This is a genomic window from Corynebacterium macginleyi (genome assembly GCF_003688935.1).
Taxonomy (GTDB): Bacteria; Actinomycetota; Actinomycetes; order Mycobacteriales; family Mycobacteriaceae; genus Corynebacterium; species Corynebacterium macginleyi.
Window position 1 is genome coordinate 14,407 of the sequence record NZ_REGE01000019.1, and the last position, 18,504, is coordinate 32,910.

The window sequence follows — 18,504 nt, forward strand, 5'->3', positions numbered from 1 at the left end:
GGAAGTCCCGCACCGCGTCCGGGGTATCTGGCTGCCAAAACCACGTGTGTTCAGCAGGTACCTTGATCAATTCCGCATTCTTGTGGCAACCGTTGAAGTCCAGGCGCTCGGCTCCTCCAACATCCGCCTAGGTTTGGAAGGTCATATCGCAGCGATTGCGGTTGCGATACCCTCCCAAGACGGTGTGCACGGGAAGATAACCAGCTTCGTGCCGGAAGCCGCCTTCATAGGTCATCATCTGATCGCGGGTGCCGTGCATGATGAGTGTATGCATTGGCGCATCGCCGCAGTTGGTTTCAACGGGGTTATAAAAAGCTCCAGAGACCATGGCAACCGTAGCAGACGTATCTTGAGCGGACAGCCCAATACGGAGGTAAAACCCCCACCATTGGACATTCCGATGGCGAAAACGCGGTTACGGTCCACTTAATGTTCCGCATCCACCGCATCCAAGATGCGCTTGATGAGGCGGATATCTTCGCCGCCAAGGGTTTTGGCATATGGAGCTGCTTCCCAAGCGCGTTCGTAGCCCTCCGGGTCAATGATGATGGCCTCATCGGTGGCTGAAGTGTTTTCCGTTCGTGCGTAACTAGAGAAATTTTCCGGGGAATCTCCCTCACCGCAAAATCCAAAAAGCACCGGGCATGCTTTTCGGGTGAGTAGTGATTCGAAAGACGCACGAGGTATCGGCGCTGCTTTCCTTCGTGTTCTATCTCGAGCGACTCCACAGTTCCCGGTGCAATGGCCGGAGCAAGATCGATGCTGTAATTATCCGAATGTCCAGGTGCCGGGTGAGTCGGTTTTACCGGTGATCCTGCACCTTTTGCTTCCTGCGCCGTGGCCGGCACACCTAAGACTGCACCTACCCCCAGGAGCGAGGTCAAGAAATAGGCAAATCGAAGGAAGACTTTGGTGACTTTAGCCACTCTGATAACGGAGCTGCATTAATTACGTCGGCGGATTCCCATACACTTGCCGGAGGGTAATTTCTACCGACTTTCAACGAGACACTAAGCTAGATCCCCATGCACGAAGACAGACCAAGCACCGCCCCCGATTTCTTGCTCTCCCGAGCAACGGGGTCTGTCCGTACCCAAGGTGCGCGGGCAACCTTCACCAGTGCCGAAGCCGCGGTTGATGCCTTGCGCCGAGGCAACACCGACATGGTCGTAGGCGCCATCCCCTTTGACTCCGATACCCCCGCCGCCCTCACCGTTCCGGAGTCAATCATCCGAGAAGACGGCCCACTCGAGCCACACGCGTTCTACCGCAACCAAACGCTCAATTCCTGCATCGTGGGCTTTGACCCAGAGCCCGAAGAACACCTACGCCGCGTAGAGGCGGCCATCGGCACCATCGAAACCTCCAAGCTGGAAAAGGTAGTTCTAGCGCGGGCGGTCGATATCGAATTTTCCTCCCCCATCGATCCCCGGCTAGTGGCCGCGCGCCTTATCGATCTTTCCGTCAACCGCGACGGCTTCATTGCGGACCTCTCCCCTGCGGGCCGCCCAGGGGCCATGCTGGTCGGTTCCTCGCCGGAGGTGCTGATCAAGCGCCAAGGCTCAACCGTGTCTGCCTTCCCACTGGCTGGCTCCACACCACGCCGAGCCAATAAGTCAGCAGACCATATCGCTGGCCAGGACCTCTTGCATTCTGCCAAGGATCTGCTTGAGCATTCCTTTGTGGTTGAACACCTGCGCAGGGTGTTAGAGCCGCTGTGCAGCAGCCTCGATATCCCTGATACCCCGCAGCTACTGCATACCAATGAGATGTGGCACTTGGGCACGCCGGTCGCAGGCACCTTACGTTATAAAAACCTCACCGCTCTGGAATTAGCGTTAGCGGTGCACCCGACCCCCGCCATCTGCGGCACGCCGACGGAAGCAGCGCGGGCGCTCATCGAGACCGCCGAAACCGACCGCGGCTTCTATGCCGGCACCATCGGTTGGTGCGATAACTCCGGCGATGGGGAATACATGGTGGCCATTCGTTGCGCGGAAGTTGCAGGCGATGGACTCTCCGCCCGCGCATGGGCCGGCGGCGGCGTGGTCGGTGCCTCCAATGCCCAAGCCGAGCTGGAAGAAACGACTGCGAAACTGCAAACCATCCTCCGGGCGCTCAGCGTTTAAGCGTGGCGCGGTTTAGCGCCTCTTTGCTGCAAGGGCCTGTTCACCGGCAGGGCAACCTCAGCACGACGCCCGCACCCCCTCATCCGCACCACGGCTATGGGTGCAAGATCGATACCACGCACCTGCCAGCCACGTTGCTGCAGCCTCTGGTTATCCGCGCCTTACCCGCAACCAATATCGAGTGTAGTAGAGATTGGGAGGTTGCTAACATACTCCACTGGAGTGCCCTTCGGTTTCCCTGGCCACGCCCGCGCAAAGGAGCGATAGCGCTCCTCCGTCTCGTGCACGCTCGGCAGATATCAGCGGCCTTCTTTATGTGAATGCTCCGATGCGCCGACTTGCTTGTAGCAGTGCCGCACCAGCGGTAGCTGCTTTGGTGTGAAACTACCGCGCCCTGGCGATGGAATTGCGCAAAGTGCCAACCCCTGGAATCTCAATTTCAATAGTGTCGCCCGGCACCATCGGGGCGGTCCCTGCAGGTGAACCGGTAGTGATAACATCGCCCGGCAGCAAAGTATACGCGGCAGAAATCTCTTCTAAGATGTCGCCCATCTTGACAATCATCTGATCCGTATTGGAATCCTGCTTCTGCTCCCGGAAACCATCGTGGGTCAGGTATGCATTGATCTTCTGATCGTCGAGGTTCAAGCTGTCCAAGTCCGTTTCAATCCACGGGCCCAGCGGGCAGAAAGTATCAATACCTTTAGCGCGCGCCCACTGGCCATCCTTAAACTGCAAGTCGCGGGAGGAAACATCGTTACAGATGGTATAGCCCAGAACGTGGTTCTTCCAGTTTTCAGACTTGATATTCTTCGAAGGCCTGGAAATAACCACGGCCAACTCTCCCTCAAATTCCACATTGGTGGCATAATCGGGAATCTTGATGGCCTCATTGGGACCAATGACCGCGGTTGATGGTTTCAAGAAAATCGTTGGTGGTAGCTGTTCGGAGGATTTTTTAAATACCTCCTCCACGTGATCGGCATAGTTACGGCCGAGTGCTACCACTTTGGTGGGTAGGGTCGGTGCCAGGAGGCGCACCTCACCGAGCTTCCATTCGCGGCCGGTGCGCTCCGGCGGGGTAAACGGCGTGCCGGCGATTTCTTTAGCTACAAGTTCCTCTATCGGGGAGTCTTGTGGCCCGTCAATGATGGCAAAGCATATTCCTTCTGGGTGTGCAATTCGTCCTAAACGCATAACGGCCATCCTACTAAACGGTAGCCCTTACATGTGTGCATAGTTTGCGGTGTTAATTTGCACAATTATTCATCTCCCCCAAGCTGACGCCACCACTGAATGCGGACGTCGTATTAGCACCCAAGATTCCGCATATTTAAGTTAAGAGACTCTTTGCGATGCGGTCTCCTACCTCAATCGTTTTGATCGGGGCATCGCCGCGCTGTGCGATATCCTCCGCGACCGATTTTTCAATCTTCTGCGCATTGGCTTCATCGCCTAAATGTCGCAAGAGCATTGCCGCCGACAAGATAGCCGCGGTTGGATCCGCGATGCCTTTTCCGGCAATATCTGGCGCCGAGCCGTGAACCGGCTCAAACATGGAAGGATTCTTGCCCGAGGCATCGATATTGCCGGAAGCAGCCAGCCCTATTCCACCGGTGATTGCGCCGGCTAAATCCGTTAAGATGTCACCGAAAAGGTTATCTGTGACGATGACATCGTACCGGGAGGGATCCGTAACCATGTAAATGGTCGCGGCATCGATGTGATTATAATCCACCTTCACCTGCGGGTATTCTGCAGCCACTTCTTCTACCGTGCGGTGCCACAGATCGCCGGCGTTGACGAGGACATTGGTTTTATGCACCAAGGTCAGGCGATTACGGCGCTGCGATGCCCGCTCGAAAGAATCTCGCACCACGCGCTCCACCCCAAAACGGGTATTTTGTGACACCTCACTGGCTACCTCGTGCGGAGTCCCTTCCCGCAGCGTGCCACCATTTCCGCAGTACAAACCCTCAGTGCCTTCCCGTACCACGACGAAGTCAATATCGCCCGGATTAGCCAGCGGCGAGCGGGCCGTAGGGTACAAGATGGAGGGGCGCAGGTTCACGTGGTGATCCAAAGCAAAACGCATCTTCAATAAGAGGCCGCGCTCTAAGACGCCAGGGGGAACCTCACCTGGGGCACCAATGGCACCCAGCAAAATGGCGTCGTGTTCGCGCAAGCTAGCTAAGTCTGCATCCGTTAAGAGCTCGCCATTGCGCAGGTAGCGCCGCGCACCCAGATCATAATCAGTGGTCTCTATATCGCTTCGCACCTGACGCAGCACCTTCAAGGCTTCCGCTGTTACTTCCGGACCAATGCCATCTCCGCCAATAACCGCCAATTTCATTGGATAGGATTCCTTTCTCACATAGTGGATTGAGAATCAGCCTACCAAAAGAAACCCGCCCATTGCAGGATAAATCTGTGCAATAGACGGGATCGAGTACGCGGTTCGGCGAGCCGCCTAGCCCGCTCTGAAATTATTCATCCATGTCGAATTGTTGACACGTAGCGCCAAGGGCCGAGTTAATTTCCTCGATGAGAGAGTCTGGTACCTCGGACTCCACACGCAAGATAAGCACAGCATCCGATTCCTGCTTGCCCTGCGTCAAAGCCGCAGCGATGATATTGATACCCGCTGCACCTAGCTTGGTACCCACGGTACCCAGCGCGCCTGGAGCATCAGCATACCGGAGGAATAGGTTGCGGCCCTCGGCCCGCATATCCACGCCACGATCATTGATACGCACAAACTTTTCGGTTCCGTCGATACCGATGAGCGCTCCGGTTAGTGAGGAGGTCACGCCCTCAGCGCTAATAACCGTAACTTGCAAAGACGAGCGGTGTCCCTTGGACTCTGGATTGGTAGAAACCGAAACTTCAACCCCGCGGCTTTCGGCAATCTGCATCGCGTTAACAAAGGTAACCGGCTCTGAGGTCACACCGCTAAACAGGCCGCGGACGGCGGACAGACCCAACACGTCCACATTCTCAGTAGACAGCTCGCCACAGGCTTCAACCTCCACAGCGACGGGAGCCTGGTCAAGCAGGCGGCCAGCCGTAAGCCCCAGTTTGCGGGCCAAATCAAGCCAACCGGCGACCTCTTCTCCCACCGTGCCGCCGGAGACGTTAACCGCATCAGGAACAAACTCGCCGGCCAGGGCTTTAAGCACCGATGCGGCGACATCAGTACCAGCGCGATCTTGCGCCTCCACAGTGGACGCACCTAGGTGCGGCGATACCGTGACCTGAGGCAGCTTAAAGAGTGGGGAATCCGTGCACGGCTCCGTGGAATACACGTCAAAACCCGCACCGCGGTGGTGCCCTGCGGTAATAGAATCTGCCAAAGCCTGCTCATCCACGAGGCCGCCGCGAGCGGCGTTGATCAAAATCTGGCCCTCCTTGGCCTTAGCCAGAAGCTCCGCATTGAACATTCCAGCGGTTTCCGGCGTCTTAGGCAGGTGAATGGTCACAAAATCCGCCCGTGCCATCAATTCTTCCAGACCGACCAATTCCACGCCAAGGGCTGCTGCACGCGCCGGATTGGCATAGGGATCGTGGGCAATAATCTTCGCTTCAAAAGCGCTTAGCCGCTGGGCAAAGAGCTGGCCGATGTGGCCGAAGCCGACAATGCCCATAGTTTTGCCGTAGATCTCCACGCCTTTGAAGGAAGAGCGCTTCCACTCACCCTCGCGCAAGGACCGATCCGCTGCAGGAAGCTGGCGGGCAGTGGCCAACAGCAAAGCAATTGCCTGCTCACAAGCAGAGTGGATATTAGAGGTAGGAGCGTTAACCACCATGACACCCTTGTTGGTGGCAGTTTCGATATCCACGTTATCCAAGCCCACGCCCGCTCGACCTACAATCTTGAGCTTCGGCGCGGCTTCTAAAACCTCGGCATCGACCGTCGTGGCAGACCGTACTAACATCGCATCTGCCTCTGGAACCGCAGCAAGCAATTCCTTGCGATTCGGGCCATCTACCCAGCGCACCTCGACGGAATCCCCCAGCGCCGCCACTGTGGATTGAGCTAATTTATCGGCGATAAGAACTACCGGCTTCGACATATCATCCTTCGTTTCATTTTCGTTGCACGTTTCGCGACAATCATCGTGTGTGAAGGAAGTGTAGTTCAGTTTGGTGTGCCCTGCCTTATTTTTTCCTTAAATTCTTTCACTTGACCGAATTCCGGGCCCAAAGCGATCAATGAGCCCTCGTCGAGCCCGGCCACCATGGCCATACCCCGCTTATCTTCCAGTGGATCTGCCGTCGGCATAACCAATACCGAGCCACCGTACGCAGCCGCAGTAATGACATTGGCTACCGGGCTTTCCGCGGTTGCCACAATATTGGGTGCCATCTGGCCATCGCGCCGCGACTGCGCCGGGACCGAAGGTACTTTTTTCCCTTGGTCGTCGGCCTCACCCTCATAAGCAATCCAGGCGGGACGTAACTCAACGTAGGGCGTTTTATCCAGCCGCGCGATGTCTTTGACTATCTGTTCCGGCGAAGCGACCACCTTGGACTCGTACTGAAAAGCTGTAAAATCGCCTAGCGCTTGGTGCGTTCCCGGGTCTTTGATAACGGTAAATTCGCCACTGGATTGCGTCCACGGAATATCGCCCACGATGACGAGCCGTTTTACTTCCAAGTCACCTATCAGGTTAAGTATTTTACCGCGCCGCGAGGGTTCAAATTCTACAGCCGGCAAGTGTTGGTTAATCGCCAGCGTTGCTGCGCGCAACCTGGATTTATCATCGGGGGCAAAGAGTACCATCGACTCTGAATCATCGAAGAAGGTGCGGGCGGCGGCAATGCCACTCGAATCGTCGATGATTTCTAGCTTGCCAGCGAATTTAGGATCGACAAGGCGGTTGTGATTTTCTGACTTGGCGCGTTCCAGATCAACATCGGACTCAGCGACATCTGAGAGTCCGCGCTTGACTAATTTGGGCTGCTGCAAGACTTCACCACAGCCAACGAGCACGAGACAGGCAGCGATAAATGCTGCAGCCACCCGATAAGTCTTAGCGGCCGAATGCATGCGGCCCCTCTTCACCCCCGGTTAGGTTTGCTTCATCGACATCTCGAATGACGGGAATCCCCAAGGTTTCTTCCACAAGATCCACGAAGCGATGGCGGCGATCCGTCAAAAACTCGTGAATTTTGGATTCCCGTAAGTTAGCGACATCAAGATCGTGCGATGCCAAGACGGCATCAAATTCATCGTCTTCCATGATGGACTTGGATTGCACACGTGGCAGGTAGCGGTTTGGCGCGAATCCGTCGAGGACGACCTCGGTTCGCTTTCCCATCGGGGTGAAGTTCATGACCGAATGGGCTAAAACCGGTTCCACCCCGTGGCGCTGGCACCAGTTCAGTGGGAATACCGGGAAAAATCCTGGCTTGAGTTCTTCAAAAGTGTGGCGAGTAAATTCGTTACCCGTCCGCCAATCTTTCGCACCACGGGCCATGAGCAGGGCAAAGATTCCGTGCCATACGCCATCATTTTCATCAACCGAGAACAGGCGGGATTCGCGGAATCCTGCATCCGAGATCGTCTTGGGAATGTCATCAGTATCCCCAGCAACCCACTCGGTCACTTCATCCACGTCACGGGCAGCGCGCAATGGGACCGCAGAAGAACCATAAAGCTCACCGAAGACACCGCACCAGAACCACTGGTCGATGCGATCCCATGCCTGCTGGCTGGAAAGAGCTCCGGGCCGTTTGGCCAGGCGCGCGATGATGACGGCCAAAGGCACGATCTGCTCCGTATATGGGACCTGATCGAGGCTTAAAATGCGGCGCTGTGCCAAGAATTCGGCTACTTCGTGGAAGGTAATGCGCAGGTCGTGAGCGGCCGCCTTGTACTCGGATAGGGACAGCTTGAGGATGTCTTCGCGTTGGCCGCCGGCACTACCTTTCTCCCCTGTTACCAAGAGGGATACCGCGGAAAGGAATTCATTCCGGCCTATGCCATCGAGTGCGGGAGATTCCCGCAAATCCTTTTCCACCTGCTGCCAATCGTTAGCAAGGTGAAATGTCGGTTCTTCGGAGGCAAAGACGGCAGTGAGCAAATCGAAGACATCCATCTGCAGACCAGCAGAATTCGCCTGAGCAAAAATAGAGCCGATTCCGGAGCGCTCCGTTTCACGGGACAGCCGGATCATCGGAATGTCATAGCCCGCCAAAGGGCGCAGGATGCGGTTATTGAACGCAGCAAGCTCGGCGCTGTACTGCTCGTATGTTGCGGCAAGCTCGAAAAGCATGCGGGTGCCCTCTTCGCTCAATAAGGAAGCCACGGGGATACACATATTATCCAGCCCATCCTGGCGGGAGGTGATAGCACCGTCAATGTTGGGGCCAAAGTGCGAGCAGATCTCGCCATTGTGGTCTACGGCGAAAATAGCATCATCGGCAAGCAAATCTCCGCTTACCGCGGCGCGGACATCGATAAAAAAGCGGCGGTGAACCTTCTTTTTTCGAAAGTCTGTAGTCTTGACAAAACCCTCGCCATTAAAGCAGTGGTATAGGCTGGTAAGGCGTTGTTGTCCGTCCAGAAGGAGCAATCCGGGTTCGACCCCGGCCTCTGGCGCACCCGCCAAAGCTCGGGGGCGGAAACGCATCTTTTCGTTGCGGGTATCCAGGGCCATCAACGCACCTATTGGATATCCACGCAGCACTGTAACAATAAGTGCACGGATGCGGTCTTCATCCCAGGCATAGCTACGCTGGAAGTCAGGAAGCTGTATATCGCCCCGGTCGATCCGCGAAAAAAGGTCCTTGAGGTCATAGCTCGGCGTCGTAAAACCCATAGGGGCAATACTACCCGCAACGACCGCTCGATACCTCACAGACTTAGCGTTGGATTCCGCGACGGCAAAGCAGCAGAAACCAGCCTATCCGAAGATAGACCTAATCACTATGCTCTTTGATTTCAATATCAGCTCTGTAGACGCTTTCGTTGAGTTGAACCAGCTAACCCGTGCCGCAGAATAGTCACTTAGACGGGCACCCCCTCACCGCGTGGATGCCCGCAGTGTCTGGCCCGCATGAATCTGTGGATGATTACGGTATGGTCCGTGATTTTCACGACGTCCCAGGTGATCACGGAGCTGACTCGTCACCAACAGACGTCAAGCTCACCAGAGGTTTCCACGCCTTAGAAGATTCAGAAAGACCGGAAGTTCCCGAGCCTGATGATGAGCTGTTCGTAATCGTGACAAAGTTCGGCACCAAAATCCAGACATTGGATTCGGAAGCAGTCCGCGAGGTGTGCCAAACAAGTAAACAGGAACATCACCCTCTCTGTATAGGCCGCCCCATCATCTTGTGCCCTTCAGGTCGCCGTTTATGGCCTCTGGGCATTAGAGAAAAAGAAATGTGTTTAGTTCGACCCCCTGCATAGTGCCTACCTTGGCCAGCCTCGTCACCCTTTGAGGGTCGGCTGTAGCGGCACTGGCCTCGCTGGCTCATCAGGCCGCCACACCCCCTACGGTGACCCACCCAGCCGGTCTGATTTCCACGACCCCCGCGCAGGACGTTTCTCGGCAGCACGCGTACTCATTTCCCCCCGATCAGTGCGCGGCAGTAGAATCGACCTATGGACCACACCGGGTCACCCACCGAAAGGAACTAGGGGTGACGGTTAAAGTCCTGACAACTTGGCAATCTCTATGCGAAAGGAAAGCAACATGAAAAAGCTCCTTCCAATCCTGGCTATCCCCCTCGCACTGACCGCGTGCAGCAATGATGCTGAGCCGGACAACACCCCCTCCACCGAGGCAAAGGCGTCAGAGACAACCTCCGCAGCCCCGACCGAAAGCGCAGAGGAAGAACGTGAAATTGGCGAAGAACTCCAGCTCGGTTCCAATGCCTCCGATGACGTGACTTTCAAGGTCACCGACATTACCCTTGGCGAGGAATGCAAATACGGCACCCACAATTACGCCGATCAGCCTTATGACCTAGAGGGCGCTCAGTACCTCCAGATCACAGCGGAAGTCGACGCTAAAAAAGTCGCTAGCGACGGCGGCAAGGACTCGGTACAACTCGAAGACCCTGAGTTCAGCGACGAAGACGGGTACACCCAACCCGCACTGCCAGCAGTTGATTGCCGTGATGCAGATGACGGTCACGAAACCTGGACCACCACCATTAACAATGGCGAAAAGAAGCGCATCTATGGTGCCTATGAGGTACCACAGGGACTTAAGCAGATCACAATTGACCGCTATACGTTCAATTTGGAAGGAAAATAGTCACAGAAAAGACCCCCTCATTCAGCTCAGTCTCTAGGACACTGCTGAACTACGAGGGGGGCTTCTCAACTCCAGCACAAGGGCCCGAAAGTGGCACTTAAAGCCTCTCCCCACCCTGACCAACAAAAATAATGTTCGGGAAGGACCGGCTGGAGGTGAATACAGCCCCACTGAGGCGTGGCCTGACGATTGATAAAGCGTTAGGCCCAGTGGCTGGGAGGTTTGTCCGCGGGCGGGGCCACGGCGACCATTCGTCCGTGCCACGGCCCAGGCCACCGATTATTCATTCTTGTAACGCAGTCGCAGTGCAGTGTGCCGCGGTGCATGAGAGTAAAAGTTTGTGCACTCCCATGCACCGCGACACTTGCTCACGCAAAGGCCTTTCAATGCGACCGTTCCAGTGCGGATGTCACTCGGGAGCTGGGGCACTCGGTCGACACCCTGCTAAAGGTGTATACGCATGTACTGACGGGGTCTAATGACCGTGTAACGGCGTGGATTGACGCGGCGATTTCTCGCGGGAATTTTGCGGGATCCGCGCCCTTACAGTTGGTCAGTGAGGGCGCATACGGGCCGTTTTTAAGCCGTTTCGCTGAGAGGGTTTTTCACCCAACTCATAAGATCGCGCAGCTTAGATCCAGTTTTTTCGATCTCGTGCTGCGCAAATTCATCGCGCAGATCCTCCAGTTCCTTGTTTCCACCTTCAACGTTGTCAAGCAAGCGCTTGGTAAAGGTGCCATCCTGAATATCAGACAGAACGTCTTTCATGCGCTGCTTGGTATCGGCGTTGATAATGCGTGGGCCGGAGATATAACCGCCGAACTCAGCGGTATCAGAGACCGAATAGTTCATATTGGCAATGCCACCCTCAAACATGAGGTCCACAATGAGCTTCATCTCGTGCAGGACCTCGAAATACGCCATCTCTGGCTCATAGCCAGCCTCGGTAAGAACCTCGAAACCGCTGCGGATGAGGAACTCAGCACCGCCACAGAGCACGGCCTGCTCACCAAAGAGGTCGGTGACCGTTTCTGCTTCGAAGGTGGTGGGGATAACACCGGCGCGAGCGCCACCGATTGCAGCGGCATAAGAAAGGGTCAGTTCATGGCCCTCGTTGTGCGGGTCCTGATCTGTGGCGATCAAGCAAGGAACGCCCTTGCCATCAACAAACTGGCGGCGGACCAGATGGCCCGGGCCCTTTGGTGCGACCATGCCGACGGTGACGGACGGGGACGGCTCAATCAGCTTGAAGTGGATATTCAGGCCGTGGCCGAACAGCAATGCATTGCCGTCCTCCAGGTTTGGGGCGATGTGCTGTTCGAAGATCTCTTTCTGGGAGGTATCCGGAGCCAGCAACATAATAACGTCGGCCCACTTGGATGCCTCCGCGACGGACTTGACCTCAAACCCGGCCTCTTCTGCCTTGGCTGCAGACTTAGATCCCTCGCGCAAGCCGATAATAACTTCGACGCCGGAATCGCGCAGGTTCTGTGAGTGCGCGTGACCCTGGGAGCCGTAGCCTATAACTGCTACCTTGCGGCCCTGAATGATCGACAAGTCAGCATCGTCGTCGTAGTAGGTATCAATAGCCATTTCAAATCCTCAATTCTTTAGTAGGAGAAGCTGTCATAAGCATCCAAACGCCAAGTATATACCACTGAGCGGGATACGGTGTTCACATCGTGAGATTTTTATTTCTTTTTGGGAGCTGTCGCCTTTGGACCGCGCCCCAAGGCCACATGGCCTGATTGCACAAGTTCGCGAATGCCAAAGGGCTCGAGGACTTCAATCAACGCCGCGAGCTTGCCTGGCGTACCGGTTGCCTCCACAACGACTGATTCCTTTGCTACGTCCACCACGCGAGCACGGAAGATATTAACCGCATCCACCACCTGGGCACGGTTGGAATTATCGGCCGACACCTTTACCAACATGATGGCGCGGGCAACGGTAGAATCCTCCTTGAGCTCCACGACCTTGATGACCGGAACGAGCTTATTGAGCTGTTTTGTTACCTGCTCAATAATTACTTCAGAGGCATCTACAACAATGGTCAGCCGGTTAATTCCGGGAGTTTCCGTGTGCGCCGAAACCAAGGACACCAGGCTGTAGCCGCGGCGGCTGAACATTCCCACCACGCGGGCGAGGATGCTTTCAATATCCTCAACTAGTACCGACAAGGTATGCCGATTTACATCATTCTGCGCCATAGTTTATGCCTCCTGCATGGTGTGGTCGATCTCGGCCGGAGTTTCCGCAGCGGATTGCGCTTCATCAAAAAGCGGGCGCAGGCCGCGGGCGTACTGGATTTCCTCATTGGAGGCACCGCCGCCGATCATCGGCCAGACTTGCGCATCTTGGCCAACGATGAAATCAATAACGACCGGCTTATCATTAATTGCCTGTGCGCGTTTAATGGCTGGAACGACCTCTTCTTCACTTGTCACCCGGATAGCCTCGCATCCGAGGGCTTCAGCCAAACGGACGAAGTCCGGGGTGAAGGCGTCTTCTTCACGCAGCTTGGTGTGTGAGTAATGCTGATTATAAAACAAGGTCTGCCACTGCCGGACCATTCCGAGGTTGCCATTATTAATTATGGCAACCTTAAACGGAAAACCTTCCACAGCAGCGGTGGTAAGCTCCTGGTTCGTCATCTGAAAGCAACCATCGCCGTCGATGGCCCAGACTTCCTTATCCGGGCACGCTGCTTTAGCACCCAAGGCGGCAGGAACGGCATAGCCCATGGTCCCCGCGCCACCGGAGTTGATCCACGAACGCGGGTGTTCAAAGTCCAAGAACTGCGCGGACCACATCTGATGCTGGCCCACACCCGCACAGTAGATTGCTTCTGACCCGACAGTGTGACTGAGTTTTTCTAAAACAAATTGCGGGTTCAAGAGACCATCATCGGTGGGCTCGTAACCGCGCGGGAACCGCTCTTGCATGCCACGCAGGTAATCGAGCCACTGTTTTACGTTGGGCGCGGGCTGTATAGCCTTTTTGCGGTACTCCTTACTCAGCGCGGTTAAGCATTTTTGTGCATCGCCAACGATAGGGACCGCAACCTCGCGAATCTTGCCGATCTCCGCTGGATCGATATCGGCATGGATGACTTTCGCATTGGGTGCGAATGTGGCGGTATCACCGGTCACACGGTCATCGAAGCGAGCGCCGATGGCGATGATCAGGTCTGCGCGCTGCAGGGCCGCAACCGCTGGGACCGTGCCGTGCATACCCGGCATTCCCAGGTGCTGCGGGTGAGAGTCTGGGAAAGAGCCGAGGGCCATCAAGGTGGTAACCACCGGGATTCTCGTGAGCTCTGCAAACTCCAGCAGCTCCTGGGAAGCATTGGCTTTAATGACTCCCCCGCCAACGTAGAGCACCGGCTTTTCCGCACTCGCCATCAATTCCACAGCTTGGGCAACCTGCCGGTGGTGAGGCTTGGTAACCGGCTTATAACCTTGTAGGTCAAGCGCTTCTGGAAAGTGATAGTCTAAAAAGCTATTTTGCACGTCTTTCGGAATATCAACGAGCACCGGACCGGGCCGACCAGTGGAGGCCAAGTGAAAGGCAGCCGAAATGGTGGAGGGGATATCCGCAGGATCTGTCACGATGTAGTTGTGCTTGGTAATCGGCATGGTGATGCCGCGGATATCCGCCTCTTGGAAGGCATCTGTTCCTAAAAGACTGCTGCCCACCTGACCGGTGATGGCGACGATGGGAACGGAGTCCAGGTTGGCATCAGCAAGCGCGGTAACCAGGTTCGTCGCACCGGGACCGGAGGTAGCAATACAGACACCCACCTTTCCAGATGCCTGCGCATAGCCCTCGGCGGCATGTCCCGCCCCTTGTTCGTGACGAGTTAAGACATGGCGAAGCTTGGTCGAACCATGCAGTGCATCGTAAAGCGGAAGCACGGCACCGCCGGGAATACCGAATACGAGATCGATACCCAGATCTTCCAGCGTGCGGACAATAGCATGAGCCCCACTCATTCGCTCCACGGACGCAGTGGTAGTCGCAGCGGCCGCGGAAGCAGGCGTGGGCGAGGATGTCGTTACCACGGTGTATGTGCTCCTTGGGTTGGTCTGTCATGGAAAGTGATCATCGAAAACGCCCTAGTGACAACTAAACCCCCGCGGGCCGGTGGTCTGCGGGGGCGAAAGCGTCGACATTCAGGAAACGTCGCAGTCACCGCCGCGCGCGTACCACCTGAAGTCGAATGATGATCATATTTCCAACTATATACCGATAGATTTATATTTGGAAGTAGTTACCCCCTTTTGGGAAATCTTTCTCATTTGTTGAAACGCAGCGAAAAGATGGTTCGCTTCCCCACCGCATGGTCAATTAGGCTGACTGACTATGACCCCACCAGCACAGGACCAACAGCCTCGTCAGTCCGCCACCCAGGAAGCGGTCTTCACTCCGTCTCGCGACCACATTTTGGGCATTTTAATTTTGTCCACGATCGCCTTATTGAGCATTGGATGGGCGCCCAAATACCTGGGGTGGCTGCTCATCATCCCCGTTATCGGCCTATGGTGGGTCATCAAGGCCCGCACACGAGTGACTGAGAAAGGCATCTCCATTACTTATGTGTTCCGGAAAAATGTCTCTATCGCATGGGATGATTTCGCCGGCATTGGCTTCCAACGTGCCCGATCTTTTGCGCAGACAAAAAATGGTGCGAAACATAACCTGCCTGGCGTAACCTTCAATTCACTGCCACGCTTAGCAGAAGCATCCCGCGGGCGCATTCCCGATGCCCTCACCCAAGGCCGTATAGCAGCCGATGACAAGGTCGTCATCGTGCACCGCGACGGGCAACACATCCTCTTAAGTAAAGAGGAATATGCTGCATACTTGGAAAAGCACCCCGAGCTCAAAGATTCGGAAGAAAACTAAATCTCTTTTATCCCCCATTTGGCAAAATCTATAAAGAATGGTGACTTAAACCATGATCCCACTGCGTTCTAAAGTAACTACCGTCGGACGCCAAGCCGCCGGTGCGCGTGCCTTGTGGCGCGCTACCGGTACCAAAGAAAACGACTTCGGCAAACCCATCGTGGCCATCGCCAACTCTTATACGCAGTTCGTTCCCGGCCACGTGCACCTAAAAAACGTCGGCGATATCGTCGCCGAAGCCGTCCGCGCAGCCGGAGGCGTACCCAAGGAGTTCAACACCATTGCCGTCGACGACGGTATTGCAATGGGTCACAGCGGCATGTTGTACTCATTGCCCTCGCGCGAGATTATCTCGGATGCCATTGAGTACATGGCCAATGCGCATACTGCGGATGCCCTCGTCTGTATCTCTAACTGCGATAAAATCACCCCGGGCATGCTCAATGCCGCGATGCGATTGAATATCCCCACGATCTTCGTCTCGGGCGGGCCGATGGAAGCCGGTAAAGCAGTCGTGGTCGATGGCGTCGCCCATGCGCCCACTGACTTGATTACTGCTATCACCGCATCGGCGAACGATAGGGTTTCCGATTCCGGCTTGGCCCAGATAGAAGAATCTGCCTGCCCTACCTGCGGGTCCTGCTCCGGCATGTTTACTGCCAACTCTATGAATTGCTTGACCGAGGCACTCGGATTGGCACTTCCGGGCAATGGCACCACGCTCGCCACCCACAGTGCTCGCCGTGGCCTCTTCGTAAAGGCCGGCTCCATCATCGTGGATATGTGCCGCCGCTACTACGGCGATGAGGACGAGTCCGTCCTGCCGCGCAATATCGCCACCAAGGAAGCCTTTATCAATGCCATGGCCCTCGATATGGCTATGGGCGGGTCCACCAACACGATCCTGCACACCCTTGCCGCAGCACAAGAGGGCGAAGTGGACTTCACGCTCGATGACATTAATGACATTTCCTACCGTGTCCCATGCTTGTCCAAGGTTGCGCCCAACGGAACCTACCACATCGAGGACGTCCACCGCGCCGGCGGCATTCCGGCCATCCTGGGCGAACTTCGCCGCGCGGGCCACCTTAATCTCAAGGTGCACACCGCCCTTTATGACAATGCGGAGCAGTGGCTCGATGATTGGGATATCCGCAATCCCCGCGTGACCGATCAGGCCCGCGAACTGTATTACGCAGCGCCTGGCGGAGTGCGCACGACCGAACCTTTCTCCCAGTCCAACCGGTGGGACGAACTGGATACAGACGCGGTCAATGGCTGCATTCACGACGCAGACCACGCCTTTTCTTCCGACGGTGGCCTGGTGGTCCTGCGCGGTAATTTGGCACCTGACGGGGCAATCGTCAAAGCGGCCGGCGTAGAGGAAGAGCTGTGGACCTTCTCCGGCCCAGCCCGCGTGGTGGAGTCCCAAGAGCAGGCCGTATCCATCATCTTGAATAAAGAAGTCCAGCCTGGCGATGTCGTCGTCATTCGCTACGAGGGCCCGTCCGGTGGCCCCGGCATGCAAGAGATGCTGCACCCGACGTCTTTCCTCAAGGGCGCCGGATTGGGCAAGGCCTGCGCCTTGATTACCGACGGCCGCTTCTCCGGCGGCACCTCCGGCCTTTCCATCGGCCATATTTCTCCCGAGGCCGCCCACCAGGGACTCATCGGGCTCATTGAGAATGGCGATACCATCTCCATCAATATCCACGAGCGCGAGCTCACACTCGACGTGGATGATGAGGTACTGGAGCGCCGCCGCGCCGCGCAAGAGCAGCGCGAAAAGCCGTGGACGCCGGTCAACCGCAACCGTCCCATCACCAAGGCGCTGCGCGCCTACGCCGCGATGGCGACCTCCGCAGATCGCGGCGCGGTACGCGTGGTAGACGGCTATGTTAACTAACGCGCCATCTCCTGAATGGCCGCGAGGTGGGCGTCGAATGCGGACTTGCCAGTAGCAGTGAGCATGACCCAGACAGTGTCCTTATCGCGGGAAGATCCGTACTCCCGGAATCGGCTAATATATCCTTCCTTTTCCAGGGCAGATAACTGCTTGGATAAGGTGGCGGCCGATTGCCCCACCTCTTCCCGCAGCGCCGCGAAGCGCATTTCGCGGCGCACCTGCCCTTCAACGGCTCCGCGCGCGTTTAACACTGCGCAAATCTTAAAGCGATTGAGCGGATAGATAACGGGGTCAATATCACTGAGCACTACGGCCCGCTCCTTGCCTCGCTGCAAGGTCCAAGGCGCGAGATTGCAGCGCCCAGACCATTGCTGCTGCCCACACCACGACGAAGATTACCATTGCCCACGCGTGCTCGCGCAGCAGGTTAGGGACAAAGATCGGGAAAAGCATTACTGCCATCCCCGCATAGTATTTTTTATCAGCCTTGGGCTGTGAATACGGATCCTGGCGATAGCTGGGCCGCACCTTGCTCTGGTGATGAAGATGCGCCCACACCATGAGCCCTACAAGGACAAAGTAGAAAATGAGAACCGCTACCGGGTGCAATAACTCGGATAATAGGCTCACCCCCAGATAAGACGCTGCCAACGCGATCACTAGGAGGATATTTTGCACAAGCCGCTTACGCTCGGCGCCGTTATCCTGCAGGCTGTCATTAAACTCAAGCGACTTCTTTAGCTCATCTTCCATTTTCTACCGCCATCTCAAAAATCCATCATCCTTTACTTTCCTTTCCGGCAATTCTTTCACTTTCCATCACGGAAAGCAAGGCTGCAAAAATCCCCACCGCATTGAGTGCGGCGGGGATACACTCAGGTATTAGCGAGTAATGAGCTAAGCAATGGGGTTTACTGCCGCGCCAAAGAACCACACGGCAACCAGGATGGCGATACCAACCACCGCAAAGACCCACGACGTGCCCAGCGGGCGCCGCGCCCAAGAGCGACCAAAGTCCAGGGAAATGAAACCGGGGCCAGTAAATTGCAGGCCAATCGCGACAACAAACAGCACCAGGGATAGCCATACCGAGTCTGACCAGTCAAAGACCTGTAAACCGGCACCCCATTGCGCCAGCTCGTGCAAGGCGGTGAAACCGGTAACTGAAGTGCCCCGAGTTTTGTTCCTAGGCATTTGCCTTGATTTCTATTATTCCCTGTTGCGGGGTCTTCTTCCAAAATTCGGTTTCCACCTCGACCGGGGTTCGATATCCCAGGCTTTGGTGGAGCCT

17 protein-coding genes are annotated in these 18,504 nt (G+C 56.1%); 4 read left to right on the forward strand and 13 right to left on the reverse strand.

Going from position 1 to position 18,504, the window contains the following annotated elements; genetic code table 11:
* Positions 1-127: 127 nt before the first annotated feature.
* Positions 128-328 (reverse strand): hypothetical protein, encoded by a 201-nt coding sequence (locus tag D9V82_RS12730; RefSeq protein WP_234456892.1) that lies wholly within the window; start codon positions 326-328, stop codon positions 128-130.
* Between the two features lie 98 nt (positions 329-426).
* Positions 427-639 (reverse strand): hypothetical protein, encoded by a 213-nt coding sequence (locus tag D9V82_RS12735; RefSeq protein ID WP_234456891.1) that lies wholly within the window; start codon positions 637-639, stop codon positions 427-429.
* A 386-nt stretch (positions 640-1,025) separates the two neighbouring features.
* On the opposite strand from D9V82_RS12735, the gene D9V82_RS10050 reads away from it, so the two are divergent.
* Entirely contained in the window at positions 1,026-2,129 is a 1,104-nt protein-coding gene (locus tag D9V82_RS10050; protein ID WP_121912246.1) for an isochorismate synthase, read from the forward strand.
* 384 nt (positions 2,130-2,513) lie between these two features.
* On the opposite strand, the gene D9V82_RS10055 is transcribed toward D9V82_RS10050, so the two are convergent.
* The 5 genes from D9V82_RS10055 to D9V82_RS10075 all read right to left on the reverse strand — a co-directional run bounded on the left by D9V82_RS10055 (position 2,514) and on the right by D9V82_RS10075 (position 8,953).
* Positions 2,514-3,326, reverse strand: a complete 813-nt coding sequence (locus D9V82_RS10055; protein WP_183122425.1) for a fumarylacetoacetate hydrolase family protein — start codon at positions 3,324-3,326, stop codon at positions 2,514-2,516.
* A 136-nt stretch (positions 3,327-3,462) separates the two neighbouring features.
* Positions 3,463-4,482 (reverse strand): 3-isopropylmalate dehydrogenase, encoded by a 1,020-nt coding sequence (locus tag D9V82_RS10060; RefSeq protein ID WP_121912248.1) that lies wholly within the window; start codon positions 4,480-4,482, stop codon positions 3,463-3,465.
* A 133-nt stretch (positions 4,483-4,615) separates the two neighbouring features.
* On the reverse strand, positions 4,616-6,202 hold the full coding sequence (serA, locus tag D9V82_RS10065) for a phosphoglycerate dehydrogenase (protein WP_121912249.1): 1,587 nt from the start codon (positions 6,200-6,202) through the stop codon (positions 4,616-4,618).
* A 65-nt stretch (positions 6,203-6,267) separates the two neighbouring features.
* Positions 6,268-7,152: a hypothetical protein gene (locus D9V82_RS10070; RefSeq protein WP_238995842.1), complete on the reverse strand. Its 885-nt coding sequence runs from the start codon at positions 7,150-7,152 to the stop codon at positions 6,268-6,270.
* Between the two features lie 10 nt (positions 7,153-7,162).
* On the reverse strand, positions 7,163-8,953 hold the full coding sequence (locus D9V82_RS10075; RefSeq protein ID WP_121912251.1) for a GmrSD restriction endonuclease domain-containing protein: 1,791 nt from the start codon (positions 8,951-8,953) through the stop codon (positions 7,163-7,165).
* An 879-nt stretch (positions 8,954-9,832) separates the two neighbouring features.
* On the opposite strand from D9V82_RS10075, the gene D9V82_RS10080 reads away from it, so the two are divergent.
* Positions 9,833-10,399, forward strand: coding sequence for a hypothetical protein (locus D9V82_RS10080; protein WP_121912252.1), 567 nt, complete (start codon positions 9,833-9,835; stop codon positions 10,397-10,399).
* A 579-nt stretch (positions 10,400-10,978) separates the two neighbouring features.
* Here the strand turns inward: D9V82_RS10080 and ilvC are convergent.
* The 3 genes from ilvC to D9V82_RS10095 form a co-directional block, all read right to left on the reverse strand.
* The gene (gene ilvC, locus D9V82_RS10085) at positions 10,979-11,992 is read right to left on the reverse strand and encodes a ketol-acid reductoisomerase (RefSeq protein WP_121912253.1); all 1,014 of its coding nucleotides are present in this window, start codon (positions 11,990-11,992) and stop codon (positions 10,979-10,981) included.
* Between the two features lie 98 nt (positions 11,993-12,090).
* Entirely contained in the window at positions 12,091-12,609 is a 519-nt protein-coding gene (ilvN, locus tag D9V82_RS10090; RefSeq protein WP_121912254.1) for an acetolactate synthase small subunit, read from the reverse strand.
* 3 nt (positions 12,610-12,612) lie between these two features.
* Entirely contained in the window at positions 12,613-14,463 is a 1,851-nt protein-coding gene (locus tag D9V82_RS10095) for an acetolactate synthase large subunit (RefSeq protein WP_121912255.1), read from the reverse strand.
* Between the two features lie 301 nt (positions 14,464-14,764).
* On the opposite strand from D9V82_RS10095, the gene D9V82_RS10100 reads away from it, so the two are divergent.
* On the forward strand, positions 14,765-15,307 hold the full coding sequence (locus D9V82_RS10100; protein ID WP_121912256.1) for a PH domain-containing protein: 543 nt from the start codon (positions 14,765-14,767) through the stop codon (positions 15,305-15,307).
* 52 nt (positions 15,308-15,359) lie between these two features.
* Positions 15,360-17,213 (forward strand): dihydroxy-acid dehydratase, encoded by a 1,854-nt coding sequence (gene ilvD / locus D9V82_RS10105; protein WP_121912257.1) that lies wholly within the window; start codon positions 15,360-15,362, stop codon positions 17,211-17,213.
* Here ilvD and D9V82_RS10110 read toward each other — a convergent pair.
* The 3 genes from D9V82_RS10110 to D9V82_RS10120 all read right to left on the reverse strand — a co-directional run bounded on the left by D9V82_RS10110 (position 17,210) and on the right by D9V82_RS10120 (position 18,407).
* Positions 17,210-17,521, reverse strand: coding sequence for a transcriptional regulator (locus D9V82_RS10110; protein WP_121912258.1), 312 nt, complete (start codon positions 17,519-17,521; stop codon positions 17,210-17,212). The two genes, ilvD and D9V82_RS10110, sit on opposite strands and share 4 nt — an antisense overlap.
* A complete protein-coding gene (locus D9V82_RS10115) occupies positions 17,511-17,966 on the reverse strand; it encodes a cb-type cytochrome C oxidase subunit IV (protein ID WP_121912259.1) in 456 nt (151 codons plus the stop codon). The genes D9V82_RS10110 and D9V82_RS10115 overlap by 11 nt, the downstream gene beginning before the upstream one ends.
* A 144-nt stretch (positions 17,967-18,110) precedes the next feature.
* On the reverse strand, positions 18,111-18,407 hold the full coding sequence (locus tag D9V82_RS10120; RefSeq protein ID WP_239088584.1) for a hypothetical protein: 297 nt from the start codon (positions 18,405-18,407) through the stop codon (positions 18,111-18,113).
* Between the last annotated feature and the right edge of the window lie 97 nt (positions 18,408-18,504).

Excerpts from the sequence above, each read along its gene's own strand:
- D9V82_RS12730 (WP_234456892.1), bottom strand. The coding sequence starts at position 328 with ATGGTCTCTGGAGCTTTTTATAACCCCGTTGAAACCAACTGCGGCGAT.
- D9V82_RS10050 (WP_121912246.1), top strand. The coding sequence starts at position 1,026 with ATGCACGAAGACAGACCAAGCACCGCCCCCGATTTCTTGCTCTCCCGA.
- D9V82_RS10055 (WP_183122425.1), bottom strand. The coding sequence starts at position 3,326 with ATGCGTTTAGGACGAATTGCACACCCAGAAGGAATATGCTTTGCCATC.
- D9V82_RS10060 (WP_121912248.1), bottom strand. The coding sequence starts at position 4,482 with ATGAAATTGGCGGTTATTGGCGGAGATGGCATTGGTCCGGAAGTAACA.
- serA (WP_121912249.1), bottom strand. The coding sequence starts at position 6,202 with ATGTCGAAGCCGGTAGTTCTTATCGCCGATAAATTAGCTCAATCCACA.
- D9V82_RS10075 (WP_121912251.1), bottom strand. The coding sequence starts at position 8,953 with ATGGGTTTTACGACGCCGAGCTATGACCTCAAGGACCTTTTTTCGCGG.
- D9V82_RS10080 (WP_121912252.1), top strand. The coding sequence starts at position 9,833 with ATGAAAAAGCTCCTTCCAATCCTGGCTATCCCCCTCGCACTGACCGCG.
- ilvC (WP_121912253.1), bottom strand. The coding sequence starts at position 11,992 with ATGGCTATTGATACCTACTACGACGACGATGCTGACTTGTCGATCATT.
- ilvN (WP_121912254.1), bottom strand. The coding sequence starts at position 12,609 with ATGGCGCAGAATGATGTAAATCGGCATACCTTGTCGGTACTAGTTGAG.
- D9V82_RS10100 (WP_121912256.1), top strand. The coding sequence starts at position 14,765 with ATGACCCCACCAGCACAGGACCAACAGCCTCGTCAGTCCGCCACCCAG.
- ilvD (WP_121912257.1), top strand. The coding sequence starts at position 15,360 with ATGATCCCACTGCGTTCTAAAGTAACTACCGTCGGACGCCAAGCCGCC.
- D9V82_RS10115 (WP_121912259.1), bottom strand. The coding sequence starts at position 17,966 with ATGGAAGATGAGCTAAAGAAGTCGCTTGAGTTTAATGACAGCCTGCAG.
- D9V82_RS10120 (WP_239088584.1), bottom strand. The coding sequence starts at position 18,407 with ATGCCTAGGAACAAAACTCGGGGCACTTCAGTTACCGGTTTCACCGCC.